At 41.3% G+C, this 13,761-nt stretch carries 11 protein-coding genes (1 of these 11 running past the window's edge); 8 read left to right on the forward strand and 3 right to left on the reverse strand.

All coding sequences use genetic code 11. The annotated features are described in order from the left end of the window. The 7 genes from CIT02_RS00010 to CIT02_RS00040 form a co-directional block, all read left to right on the forward strand. Positions 1-113 carry the 3' portion of a hypothetical protein gene (locus CIT02_RS00010; protein WP_292612831.1) on the forward strand. Its footprint begins 457 nt before the window's first position, so 113 of the gene's 570 nt are visible here — the last part of the coding sequence; the start codon falls outside the window, past its left edge; its stop codon occupies positions 111-113. Between the two features lie 92 nt (positions 114-205). Further along, positions 206-757: a FumA C-terminus/TtdB family hydratase beta subunit gene (locus CIT02_RS00015; protein ID WP_292612833.1), complete on the forward strand. Its 552-nt coding sequence runs from the start codon at positions 206-208 to the stop codon at positions 755-757. A gap of 55 nt (positions 758-812) precedes the next feature. Continuing rightward, positions 813-1,607, forward strand: coding sequence for a DUF6282 family protein (locus CIT02_RS00020; protein WP_292612835.1), 795 nt, complete (start codon positions 813-815; stop codon positions 1,605-1,607). An 80-nt stretch (positions 1,608-1,687) separates the two neighbouring features. Beyond that, on the forward strand, positions 1,688-2,356 hold the full coding sequence (locus CIT02_RS00025) for a hypothetical protein (RefSeq protein ID WP_292612837.1): 669 nt from the start codon (positions 1,688-1,690) through the stop codon (positions 2,354-2,356). Between the two features lies 1 nt (position 2,357). Continuing rightward, positions 2,358-3,500 (forward strand): hypothetical protein, encoded by a 1,143-nt coding sequence (locus CIT02_RS00030; protein ID WP_292612839.1) that lies wholly within the window; start codon positions 2,358-2,360, stop codon positions 3,498-3,500. A gap of 36 nt (positions 3,501-3,536) precedes the next feature. Further along, on the forward strand, positions 3,537-3,953 hold the full coding sequence (locus CIT02_RS00035; RefSeq protein ID WP_292612841.1) for a hypothetical protein: 417 nt from the start codon (positions 3,537-3,539) through the stop codon (positions 3,951-3,953). A 253-nt stretch (positions 3,954-4,206) separates the two neighbouring features. After that, positions 4,207-4,398 carry a ferredoxin family protein gene (locus tag CIT02_RS00040; protein ID WP_292612843.1) on the forward strand — a complete coding sequence of 64 codons (192 nt, stop codon included), beginning with the start codon at positions 4,207-4,209 and terminating at the stop codon, positions 4,396-4,398. 86 nt (positions 4,399-4,484) lie between these two features. On the opposite strand, the gene CIT02_RS00045 is transcribed toward CIT02_RS00040, so the two are convergent. Next, positions 4,485-6,866 (reverse strand): sensor histidine kinase, encoded by a 2,382-nt coding sequence (locus CIT02_RS00045; RefSeq protein WP_292612845.1) that lies wholly within the window; start codon positions 6,864-6,866, stop codon positions 4,485-4,487. A 494-nt stretch (positions 6,867-7,360) separates the two neighbouring features. Then, the gene (gene acs / locus CIT02_RS00050) at positions 7,361-9,505 is read right to left on the reverse strand and encodes an acetate--CoA ligase alpha subunit (protein ID WP_292612847.1); all 2,145 of its coding nucleotides are present in this window, start codon (positions 9,503-9,505) and stop codon (positions 7,361-7,363) included. 374 nt (positions 9,506-9,879) lie between these two features. Here acs and CIT02_RS00055 point away from each other — a divergent pair, with 374 nt between their 5' ends. Continuing rightward, positions 9,880-13,185 carry a PAS domain S-box protein gene (locus CIT02_RS00055; protein WP_292612849.1) on the forward strand — a complete coding sequence of 1,102 codons (3,306 nt, stop codon included), beginning with the start codon at positions 9,880-9,882 and terminating at the stop codon, positions 13,183-13,185. Between the two features lie 69 nt (positions 13,186-13,254). On the opposite strand, the gene CIT02_RS00060 is transcribed toward CIT02_RS00055, so the two are convergent. Then, positions 13,255-13,605, reverse strand: a complete 351-nt coding sequence (locus tag CIT02_RS00060; protein ID WP_292612851.1) for a VOC family protein — start codon at positions 13,603-13,605, stop codon at positions 13,255-13,257. Positions 13,606-13,761: the final 156 nt, after the last annotated feature.

The raw sequence follows: 13,761 nt of genomic DNA on the forward strand, positions 1-13,761 counted from the left end.
CCTTTATAGACAAAGTCACCAGGTTCTATGAGGAAACAGATCCCGGCATACTACTGGGAGCAGTTATTGTTGTGCTAATAATCATACTGATCCTGGCCGTGATGTGGAGATGAACAATCCCTCATTTTGTGAATTAAATGGACATATTCCTATTTTATATTTAGAAGGAAATAACATAATCTTAAACTAATCATGGTGTAAAAAAATGATTGTTCATCTGGAAACACCCCTAAAAAGGGAAGACACTCAAAAGTTAAGAATTAAAGATTCGGTTTACATTTCCGGAACCATCTACACGGCACGTGACAGTGCCCATAAACGCATAATTGAATCTGGTTCACCAGTGACCCTGGAAGGCGCGGTTATATTCCATGCCGGACCCATAATCAAACAGGAAGGTGAAGATTACCATATGGTGGCAGTGGGACCCACCACCAGCACCCGTATGAACCCTTATCAGGCAGAAGTACTGGATCAGGGAGCCCAGGCAGTGATCGGTAAAGGTGGAATGGATGATAACACCGCCGAAGCACTAAAACGTAATGGTGCTGTTTTCCTGGCCGCAGTGGGAGGCTGCGCTGCACTGTACGTGAGTTCAGTGGTTAAAATAAAGGGTGTGCACTGGCTGGATCTGGGTGTACCAGAAGCAGTCTGGGAACTGGAGGTCAAGGATTTCGGACCACTAATTGTCACCATGGACTCTGTCGGGAGTAACCTCTACCAAGAGGCCCGTAAAAAAAGCAACCCACAGGGATAATTACCCAGTTACCGGGATAAAAAAAATAACTCTTTTTCTAAATATTATGATCAGTATGAATCCCAGTGATGAAGTAAAAGAGAGCAAGCTCCTGGATGGTTTCATTGACACCCACATCCACACCAGTCCCGATGTCAAACCCCGATTATTAACTGATTACGAAGCTGCTCTGGAAGCAAAAGAAAGGGGAATGCGCACCATAGTGCTCAAGTCTCATGTAGAACCCACTGCTGGCCGAGCCCATCTTACCAGTATGATGACTGGATTACCAGTTATGGGTGGGGTAACCCTGAACCTCAACTTGGGGGGCTTGAACATGGAAGCAGTGCGAAGCACAGCCTTAATGGGTGGTAAAATAGTATGGCTTCCCACAGTCCATCACCAGGAAATAAAACTGGATACCGATGCCTTGGAGGAGATACTACATCTGGTGAAGGACTATGGCATGGTACTGGCCACCGGACACCTGAGCCCCCCTGAGATATTTCAAGTACTGGACCTGTGCCGCAGTCTGCAAGTGGAGAAAGTGCTGGTAAACCACCCCCTTACTCGGGTAGTGGGAGCCTCACTGGATCAACAGAAAGAAATGGCCCGCCATGCATATTTAGAACACTGCTGGGTGGCCACCATGCCCTGCCATGATAATTTAAGTCCAGAAGTCATGTTCGAAGCCATCAGGGAAGTAGGGGCCAAACACTGCATCCTGGCCACGGACTTTGGGCAGGCCCATAACCCCAGTCCAGTGCAGGGCATGCAGATGATGATAGCTAGCATGGTTAAACAGGGAATTTCCTGGGAAGAAATTATCCTCATGTGTAGTAATAACCCTGAAAACTTATTATTCAAATAATATAAAATATCTTCTCATGTTTCTATTTTAAATATCAATTTCGTTGACATACTTTTTGAGAAAATCTAAGAGGGGTTAAATTGGAAAAAAGACATCAGGAATATTTGGAATATTACCAGGCTCGATTGAAAAAATATGAACACAACCCACTGTATCCCCATTCCCAAGAATCCCAGGAAGCACTCTACCAGGCAATTGCCAGTTCAAAAAGTTTGGAAGAATGGGGTCAAAAAGTTGAAAACCAACAACTGACCCTTAAAAGTGCAATAGCCCTGGTGAAAGACAAGGAAACGGCACGGAAAAAATTTTATCAGGATCTAAATGAGCAAATAAGGTTACATGCCCCTGTAAAGATTCTGGAAATTGTTGATTCAGTAAAAACCGAGGCAGAACTCATAAACACTGTAAATAAGATTGAAGGTGAGGTGAATATTGAGATCACCCTGGACCTTTTCACCCAAGCGATTATTGATGACCTGATGATGCTGGAAGAAATAGAGGTACACCAGACTGCAGAAGTTCCCGAAGAATGGAAGAAGGAAATAAATCATGATTACCCCCAGGAACTAATTGATCAAGGACTTAAAGACTGGGTGGGGATGGTGGAACCCAATGCCCGGCAATGGGACCCCCAGTGGAAATTCAACCTGGACCTTATCTGGGAGGAAAGATACCGAAGACTGATTCCATTCCAGGATGAAGTGTTAAAAAAGCGGGTGGAACAGTTCAAAACCTACCGGGGGCTTTAAAATGCCAGTGGACAAGGTAATGGTCGATGCCATACTGGATACCTACCGCAACATGTACCGGGAAATCAGCGAGAAGGGTGTGGAAAGTGATTCATTCAAGGCCATGGGGGATGCACTTCAACGGATGGAAGCTCTGGTCATGGAAACTGATGATATAGTGGATTTCACTGCAAAACTTACCACAGAAAACCTGTTCATCCAGTTCAGCAATGCTTATTCTGAAACAATGGCTTCCATGATGAAGGGTGAATATTCTGGTAATGCTGGTGACGAAATTCTACTGGAGAAAACACTGGAAGCCTATGAAACTTCCATTAAGAATCTGGAAGGAGTACCTAATTACGAACTTTTAAAGGCCCCCATTGAAGAATTAATAAAACTGGGCAGATCAGGAATCTCTTACCCGGTATTCCTGCGCACAGCAGAAGAAAAAGGACTCAACCAGTTATTGGACGGTGATATGGTTGTGAGGGATTCCATAATAATGAACAAGACCTTTGCCGAGTTCATGCACCTTCCACTGGAAGTGGAAAAACAGGAAAGGTTACTTAAAATCCACGATGAACTGGTGGCTGATTCACCATTCAAGGTTGTGGATAGCTTCCAATTTGGACTGGAAAGGGAAAGACTAGACTGGAAGTACGCACCTCTTACAAATGCGTGGAATATAACCATACGTTTGTGGGATAAGATGCTGATGAATGTTTACGACTGGCTGGATTCATTTGGAAGTTTTGCACCTCATGATGAACGATGGGCTGATTTAAGGGGTCAAACCTTCACCATGAGAAATATTAAACGCACCCAGGAATGTAATCCGGGTATTTTCAGATCCCGGGAAAAAGTGCTGCAGGATTACTTCCAGCTAAGCTGGGAGGACCTATTCCGGCATGAAACCTTCTTTAACGAGTACCAGGCTAACCGGGTGTGGTATTCTGATGAAACCCTGGATCTGATTAAAAAAGCATATCCGCACTGTCAACCCTACCAAAAACCTCCTGAAGAACTCATCAAGCAGGCAGAAGCCATATATGCTCAAAAAAGATATAAAAGACCGGAAGCTTTCCAGTATTCATCAGAAGATAAGGAGAAGTTCATAGCCCTATACGGTGAGCAGAAGTGGGATGAATTCTTCAAGAGGTAAACCATTTAATAAGTGGCAACCGGGGAGTTATTTAAAATGACTGATGTACACCCTACAGCTGAGGTACAGCCTACAGAATTCAACATCAATTACCAGATTCCAAAGCAGGATTATCTTTTTCATATAAAATGGGAAGAAAATCGATTGTCATATAACGAATTCAATCCACTAGGTGGGATAAATCACCAGAGGGTTATATATCCTGAACTTGACGATTGGGCTGAATTCTGGCAGGTTATGGATGACTTGGAAGTCTGGAACTGGTACGAGGAGTACCTTGTCAGCTGTGGGGATAGTTGTGTGGTGGGGGATGAATGGGAAGTGAGCATGTGGTGGAAAGATCAAAGGATGGAATCCCACGGTGCCAACAGTTACCCCAACACCTTCCAAGAGTTCCTCAAGGCCACTGAAGAGTTAACTGGCATTCTTATTGAATTTATTCAGGAAGACTAGGATGAACATGGGTTTCTTTAGGTTTCCTGATGGTATATATTGTTAGATGTCCTGTTAACTTGCCAAGTTCTTTTCTAGAATTTAATGTAGAATTTTCATGAGGTAGATACATCGGGGTAAAATTACGTGGATGATTCTTAATAATTGCAAATACGTGGAGGGGAGTATCAGTAAGGTAGGAGTTGTAAAGGGTGGCTGGTGGTAAAATATTATAGTTTAAACCGATGATCTATTTTATGGGAGGAAATTTTTCATGCCTAAAATTGAAATCGACCAAAATCTGTGCACCAAGTGCGGCACATGTGTAAGCAACTGCCCGGTAAGCATCTTCCAGAGGGATGATGAAGATTCAATCCCCCAAGTGATTGACCCTGATAACTGCATACTGTGTGGCATGTGTGTGGATAACTGCCCGGAAGATGCGGTGAAACACGAAAATTTCTAAATTTAAGAATTAACTTTTAGATTAATGGTTCTTTTTGTTTAATCACATTTGATTACTCTTTTTGTTTAATTACCTTTATTCCGGTTTCAAATCCTTTTTTTATACCTCAGTTCTTTAAATTTAACGGTGAACTTGGTTCCCTGAGTTAAATCCAGGCTGATATTTCCATCAATCTGTCTGGTTAAGCTGTTCACCAGTTCCAATCCCAGGGTTTCTGTATTCCTATAGTCCAGATCAGAAGGGAAGCCCACCCCATCATCGCTCACTGTTAATGTGAATTTACGGGCATCATCCTTTACTGGCTCCTGTTTGAGGGATACTCTTATTTCCCCCTCCTGGCCCTCAGGGAATGCGTACTTCACACTGTTAGTGAAAAGCTCGCTTACTATAAGGCCACAGGGAACTGCAGTTTCCATGTTCAGGTTAACATCATCCACATCCACCACTAACTTGATTCTATCGGCATCCCCATTGTAGGAGTAGAACAACTCGTACACCAGCCGGGTGATGTAATCCTCGAATTTGATGTGGGTGAAATCCTTGGACTGGTATAGGTTTTCATGGATCATGGCCATGGACTTAACCCGGTTCTGGCTCTCCTTGAGTATACTGGTGGCAAATTGTTCATCAGCCTTAAGGTGCTGGCTTTGCAGGTTCAACAGGCTGGATATGATCTGCATGTTATTCTTAACCCGGTGGTGTATCTCCTTAATCAGGATGTTCTTCTCATCCACCATTCTTTCCAGTCCATCCATGGCTCTTTTTCTTTCAGTTATATCCTTGGCAATTACCAGAATTGAGTTAATCTCACCATCTTTTTTTATGGGTACTAGCTGTGATTCCACCCAGTTATAGTTTCCCTTATGGTCGATCAACTGATACTGGAAAGGTTTAATGGTCTCCCCCTGTAATGCCTGTAGGAATTTACTCCTTTGGAATTTAATATCTTCTTCTTTAGGGAATATCTGCAACTCCTGGAAGCTTTTACCAATTAATTCCGGGGAAGATATACCAGCAAATTTAGAAGCAGCACTGTTAACATCTAAAATAGTTCCCTCTAAACTTACCAGGATGGTGTAGGTTGGATTGGATTCAAACAGAGTGTGATACTTTTCTTCACTGTCCTGGAGGGCTTTTTCAGCCTTTTTACGTTGGGTAATGTTCATCAACATGCCGGAAATAACTTTTCCAGTTAAACTGGCGCTTAAAAACAGGTCAATAGTATCTCCTTCGCGGGAAACCATTTCCACTTCATACTGGGCAAAACTACCCTCTTTTCTAAGTTTAGCAATGATTTCTTTTCTAGCAGAAATGTTTTTATAGAATTCAGTGATCTGGTGGGATTTGAGTTCCTCCACATCATTGAATTTAAATATACTGGCCAGGGATTCATTGGCAAAAAGTATATCTCCCGAGATGTTGGTTTTGTAGATCCCCACTAATGAATTGTCTACCAAGTTCCGGTAGCTTTTTTCACTGGACGATAAAGCCCTTTCCGTTAAGAACTGGCGGAAAAGCACCATTAAAATGATGATTCCCACTACCAGTTCTATCACCGGGATATTGGGTTCCTCCTGGATTTCATTGGCCCATATTAACAGTAGGAATGATATCAGGGCCAGTAAAAGGGGTAAATAAGAAGTGAAACTTGATTTTTTTATAAATGATAGGTAAGGTGGTATTAGCTGGTATTTTTCACCGGTGATCTGTAGCAGCGCGGCTAAACCCACCAGCATATAACTTAGTATCCATCCAGAATCCAGCAAACCACCGGAAACATACGTACCCTGCAGTGTTTGCAGATAGTAAATGTAATCGGTTATAATCAGGGCCACCATGCCCAGGCCGATTAGGATTAGGGGGCCATAGTATTCTTCTTTAAATTTACTGTATAAGAGCCGTATCAGGGCGAAAAGAAGGACAAAATCGAAAACAATGTATATTACAGATATGAAAATGGTTAAAAACTCTTCCTGGCTGGTGAGGTTGGGGCTTATTAGGAAAACCCATAAAAGGAGGCCCACGGTTAGGAGGATAATCCCCATCTCCAGGATGATTTTATAGCGGTCACTGGAGCTGAATTGATCACGGGGCATAAAGTAGATTCCCAGGGCAAAAAGGGGATAAAATGCCAGGTAAAAAATGTCAGCCACCGATGGAGAGGGATTGGTACGGAATACCAGCTCCAAAATGGCCCAGGTTATATCTCCCAGGGCAGTAAAGCTGAAGGCAACACCCATCAGTATCCAGGCTATTTGCACCCGTTGCCCTTTGTTTCCTGCGGTGTATGCGGCATAAAATAATCCCATAATTACCAGTATTTGAATTATAGGGCCAGTAATATCACTAAAAACCATTCGAAGGTATGAATCACCCTGTAAAAGTAGCGAAATGATTGTAAAACTAATTAAAATAGCAAAAGCCAGTATGGTTGCATTTTTAAAGGATATTATTTCTTTTTCATTCATTTCAGCACCTTTAAACTGGCTAATGGAATTATCTTTCTTTATAGGGGATGAGGGCGTGTCAGTGGAGAGATTTCTCCTGGTATCCTATTTTCATCCTTTTAATTATTTAGATACAATCTCCTAATCACCATTTAAACTCGGAGCCATTGATTTGGGATTGGAATATTGTTCACATTAAAATATAGATCACATTGAAATAAAAAGCTTGAGATATTTAGGTAACTTACCATCACGAAATGACAACTTGACGGCAAGATTTGTTTATTTAAATGCCCTCCCAATTTAATGCCTTCAACGAAGTTAGTCAACAGTTAAGGGGATATAACTGATTTATTTACTGTTATAGTGGACATTCCCTGGTCTACTTTTAGTAATTGATTTATGTTCCCACATATATTTTGTAGAAACTAGGAAAAGTAGTTTTTTAAAAAAAAGTTCTCTAAAAAAAATAGTTATCAGAAGGGACTATAATCCCTTCTGCTTTATTTATTCCATTAATTCACACCGGATTCCAGACTGGATGAGTGAGGGGAGGACTGTAGTAAATCATTGGATCCACCCTCTTTCAACATGAGTCTCATATCTACTGCCAGTGCACCGTCTCCTTCATCGAAAACCATCAAGGGGTTGATTTCGAACTCATTGATTTCTGGGAAGTCAGTGACCAGTTGGGAAATTCTCAGTATAACATCGGCAATGGAATCCACATCCTTGGGTTTGGCTCCACGGGCACCTTCTAATAATTCGTGGGTTTTGATGTTCTTTATCATATCCTTGGCCTCGCCTTCATTTACAGGGGCAATGGCAAATTTAACATCTTCCAGTACTTCCACGTATATACCACCCAGTCCAAACATGAGCATGGAACCGAAGGTGGGGTCCTGAATCATACCGATGATCACTTCTGTACCACCGGAGAGCATTTTCTGTAACTGAACACCCTCCAGAACTGCTTCAGGTTCCTTTTCAGGGATGTTCTCCATCATGTCCTGGTAGGCTGCTTTAACCTCGTCAGCACTGTTAAGGTTGAGTTTTATTCCGCCCACATCAGATTTATGGGAAATCTGGGGGGATACGATCTTCATAACCAGGGGATATCCTATTTCTTCGGCGGCTTTAACTGTCTCTTCTTCGGTGGTGGTAATGGCTGTTCCCACCGTGGGTATGCCATATGCTTTCAGGATATCCAGTGATTCTAAGCCCAGGGTATGCTTACCCTTTTCCCGTGCATCCTCAATTATGTTTTTAACCAGATTTTTATCAGCATCGAATTCCGGGGACTTTGGATAATCCTGTTCCCGGATGACAGTGTAATCATACAGGGTTTTCATGCTTTTAACTGCTCTTTTAGGGTAGAGGTAGTTAGGGACCTGTTTTTCTGCCAGGAGTTTTTCTGCCCCTTCAAATCGGGTTCCTCCAAAGAAACTGCACAGGATTGGTTTTTCTGTTTTCTGGGCGTGGTCAATGGCCACCTGGGCAATTCCTTCCGGTTCGGTGACGGACTGTGGGGTTACCAGGTAGATTACCCCGTCTACATTAGGGTCCTCTAGGACAGTTTCCAGGGTGAAGGCGTACCTTTCCGGGCTGGCATCACCGAGGACATCCACCGGGTTTTTAACACTGGCCGTGGCTGGTAGTCCTTCGTTTAATTTTGCTTTGGTGTCTGTTGTTAGTTCGGCAAGTTCCAGTCCGGCCTTTATAGCTGCATCGGTGGTCATAATGGCTGGTCCGCCGGCATTGGTGATTATAGCTATCCGGTTACCTTTAGGGAGAGGTGCCAGTGCCAGAGCACTACTGTAGTCCATCATTTCGTCCAGGGAGTTCACCCGTATAATTCCACACTGGCCAAAAGCGGCTTCGTAGGCTGAGTCAGAACCGGCAATGGTACCGGTGTGGGAGGAAACAGCCTCGGATCCCTTGGAGGTGGTACCGGATTTTATAACCAGAACTGGTTTTTTCTGGGAAGCCTCTCTGCAGGCTTCTATAAAGCCCGGACCATCCACTATACCTTCCAGGTAGGCAGTGATAACTTCGGTGTTTTCATCTTCCATGAAGTTCTTCATACAGTCGTTTTCATTGATGACGGCCTTGTTTCCCAGGCTGACAATACGGGAGAAACCAATGTTCTTTTTATCAGCGTAATCAAGGATAGCAGCCATGATGGCTCCGGACTGAGTCATGAATGATATTTTACCCTTGTGGGCAATATCAGAAGAGAATGATGCATTCATATCATTGTAGGTGTCCATTACGCCCAGACAGTTGGGTCCCACCAGTTTGATGTTGTATTTTTTACAGATCTCCACCAGCTGGTTTTCCAGTCTGGCTCCTTCCTCATCAACCTCTTTAAACCCTGCAGAGATTACAACGATGTTTTTTATTCCTATCTCTCCACAATCTTCCACTGTGGCCGGGATCAGGTGGGATGGTATGACTATAACTGCCAGGTCTACGTGTCCATGTTCTTTTATGGATTTGTATGCAGGCAATCCCAGTACTGTGCCTCCCTTCGGGTTTACTGGTACGATTTTTCCTTTATAATAATTTAAAAGGGAGGTCATTAAATCGTAACCAATTTTACCCTTTGTCTCTGATGCACCGATTACTGCAACTGATTTTGCATTAAACATATCAAGCATGTTATCACCTATTATGTAATATCTCTAAATATCTACTGCCCTATTTATTATATCTGATTGATTCGGGGTTTTATAATAAAATTACTGTAAGTACAGTACTTACTTACATAAATAAGCATTTATAAGTACTTACTTACATAAACAACTGTAATTACAGTACTGACTTACATATCAACCCTTATAAACCTTTATTTTCACCTGAAAATTAAAACATTTTTATCAAAATGTGGTAGGATCTACCATCATTTCAGAGATCGGGAAATGTACTTCATTTTTTATAAATGAATATTCCATTTACTGAAAATTTCCTATGCCACAAAAAAAACAAATAATAATAAATACATACTAAAATTATGGTAAGTATTAGAATCCTCTTGGTAAAAGATGATTCCACTGAGGCCGAGGATATAAAGACACTGGAATCCTTTGGTTATTCAGTTCACCATTTGGGCCGGGGGGAAGATGTAATTGAAAAGGCATCAGAGTTAAGGCCTGATCTTATTTTGTTAGATGATGTTTTTAAGGGAGATAGCACAGCTTTTGATGCTTTTTCGGAAATATTTAAACTTGATATTCCTGTTTTACTGTTAATGGGTGATTTAAAAGAACAGAATATTAAAAAGATTGAATCTTTACCGCAAGATGCATATCTACTCAAACCATATCGGGATCGTGAGCTGAAATACGCCATTGAACTGGCCATTACTCGAGATAAACTTAAGAAAAGTGAAAAAAAGAGTCTTACTCATTTAAAAACCCAAGTCCCTGGTGTGGTGCGTCCCACAGTGGGTAATGGTAAATATCAAAACGCCCTGGACAACATGATGGAAGGCTGTCAGATCATCAGTCCTGATTGGCGTTATATATATGTAAACGATGCTGCCCTACACCATGCCAAACTAAAGAGGGAAGCTTTAATTGGTCACACCATGATGGAGGTTTATCCCGGTATTGATGAAACTGAAATGTTCCGGATGTTGGAAAATACCATGGAGAAACATGAATCAAACCAGATGGAAAATTACTTCATTTACCCCGATGGCACTGGTCGATGGTTTGATCTGCGTGTTTTCCCGGTACCCGAAGGAATCTTCATTTTATCCATTGATATCACCGACCGTAAGAAGGTAGAGGAAGAGTTGATTGAAAGTAAAGAATTCACCGAAAATATCATCAAAGCCATGGGTGATGGATTTTCAATTTTAGATAAAAATGGGGTTCATTTAGATGTTAACCCTGCTCTGTGTCAGATGACTGGATTTTCCCGGGAGGAATTAATTGGAACCGGTCTTCCTCACCCTTACTGGCCGGAAGAAGAAACTCCCAATATCCAGGTTACATTGGAAGAAGTTTTGAAAGGAAATCTAAAGGAAGTTGAACTGACTTTTAAAAGAAAAAATGGAGAGCAATTCCCGGTTATTTTAAGCCCATCTATTATAACTGATGATGAAGGGAAAGTAATTGCTGTTTTTGGAACTTTTAAGGATATCACCCAGTGGAAAAAGCTGGAAATGGAATTAAAAGAGAGTGAACAGAAATTTCGGGGCCTGGTAGAAAATGCAGCCGATGCTCTTTTTGTCCATGATATTGAGGGTAATATTGTGGATGTTAACCAGCAATCCGTGGAAAGTTTAGGTTACAGCCGGGAAGAGTTACTGGAGATGAATGTACTGGAAATAGAACAGGACTTTGACTTTGAAAGTGCCATGAATGAATGGAGGAATATTAAGCCTGGTGAACCTTTCACTCTCTACGGTCACCAGAAACGAAAGAATGGCACTGTTTTTCCAGTGGAGATACATTTTGCTGCTGTGGAAATTAACCATGAAAAATTAATCATGGGGTTGGTTCGTGATATCACCGCAATTAAAAAGGCAGAAGAAGAGTTAAAAGCCATTAATCGTACTCTGATGAAACGTGATGAAGAATTCCGCCACTTTATTGATAGTGCACCAGTGGCCATTGCCATGTTTGATAAAAAAATGCATTATATTGCGGCCAGTTCCCGCTGGATTGAAGATTTTAATCTGGGTGATGAGGAGATTCACGGCAGATCCCATTACGATATATTTCCAGAAATTACTGACCGTTTAAAAGAATTTCATAGGCGTGCTCTGGCCGGTTCTATTGAGCGTGCGGATGAGGATAAGTTTGTACGTGCTGATGGAAGCGTTCAATACCTACGATGGGAAATACATCCCTGGTACTCCTCACCCGATGTTATCGGGGGCATTATAATCTTCAGTGAGGATGTAACTGAACGTAAAAAGGCTGAAGAAGAATTAAGTGAAAGTGAACAGAAATACAGGTACGTGATTGAAACTGCGGCCGAAGGAATAACTTTGTTTGATAAAAAGGGCACAGTTATTGAAATTAATCCCAAAGCCTTAGAATTAACTGGATTCCAAGAGAATATAATTGGTAAAAACCTGGTTCAAATAGTTCCCAGCTTGAAGATAAGTTTAAATGAAGCTTTAGTTGCCTTTAAGAATATTTTGACAGGTAAACCCATCCCCCCTGAATGGGAATATGTCAATAAGAGGGGTGAAAGGAAATTTGTTAAAGCCAATTACAGTTTAATGAGAACGGATGGGAAGATAGATGGAATAGCTCTAGTTTTAGAAGATATCACTGATCTTAAGTTAAGGGAAATGGCCTTAAGGGAAAATGAACAGTTTTTAGAGAACATCATTGAGAACATACCGGACATGATCTTTGTAAAATCTGCGGATGAACTTAGATTTGAAAGAGTTAACCGGGCAGTGGAGCTTATCTGGGGTTATGAACGGGATGAATTAATTGGTAAAACTGATTATGATTTTTTCACCAGGGAAGAAGCTGATTTCTACTCCCAGAGTGATAGGGAAGTTCTCTATAAAAAGGAACTTCAGGATATTCTGGAAGAGACTATGCACACCCGTTACCGGGGTGAAATAATCTTACACACCAAGAAAATTCCCCTCCTTGATGAAAATGGCCGCCCCAATTATCTTTTAGCTATTTCTGAAGATATAACTGAGCGTAAAATGGCTGAAATAAATCTTAAAAAATCTCTGGAAGAAAAAGAGGATTTATTGAGGGAGATACACCACCGGGTTAAAAATAACATGCAGATCATATCCAGCCTGTTAAACCTGCAAAGTGCCCATGTACAGGAAGAAGAGTCTAAAGACATTCTTAAGGATAGCCAGAGCAGAGTTAAGTCCATGGCCATGATCCACGAAAAATTGTACACCTCCCATGACCTGAGCCACATTAACTTTAAGCAATACACAGAAAAACTGGTTTCAGATATTTTCTACACCTACAAAGTCCAAATTGGTACAATTGAACCGGTTTTAAAGGTTGAAGATATTGAGTTCAATATGGAAACCGCCATACCCCTGGGATTGATAATTAACGAACTGGTGACCAACAGCCTCAAATTCGCCTTCCCCGATACAGATAAAGGTTCAATCACGGTAAAAATGGAAACAGAGGGTGAAAAACACAAATTAATTGTTGAGGATGATGGGATTGGCTTGCCTGAAGGTTTTGAATTTGATAAAACAGATTCCCTTGGTTTACAGCTGGTCAATAATCTGGTAGCTCAGATTGATGGTAATATTACCATTGATAAAAGTAAGGGAACTAAATACTCCATTAATTTTAAGGAGTTAGGTTACACAGAACGATTTTAAAAGGTTTATTTTGTAAATAAAATTTATATGTTCCAACTCTGAGAAAAAGAAACAAATTAAAAAAGAGAATTAATGGTGCTGAATCAGCGCTATCCTGGCTCCATTGGGGTCTTCTATGAAGGCCAGGTATCCCACAGTTATGGGTATGGGTTCCATGACGATCTTGGCACCTTTAATTTTAAGTTCCTCCACAGTGGCCTTCACATCTTCCACCTCCATCCCTATACAGTACAGGCCGGGTTCATTTTCCGTGTTCTGGATGAGTTCGATCATGGTATCCCCTTCCCCCTTCAACAATACGATTCTTGCTCCAGGGTGGGGATTGTGTTCACTTTCCACTTCAAATCCCATAACCTCGGTGTAAAATCTGATTGATTCCTCCATATCCTTTACAATAAAGGTATTGTATTTGATTTTCATATTTTATTCACCGTTATAAATTACTGTCATGGTTAATTATCAATCTTGTGAAATTTTCTTCTACCAGTGGAATTTATAAAAAAATTTTAGTATTATTGCCACTTCATAGTAATTATCAAATAAATAAACGAGGATTTAGTTAGTAATCCCATTTCT

It is taken from the genome of Methanobacterium sp. BAmetb5 (assembly GCF_003491305.1).
Taxonomy (GTDB): Archaea; Methanobacteriota; Methanobacteria; order Methanobacteriales; family Methanobacteriaceae; genus Methanobacterium.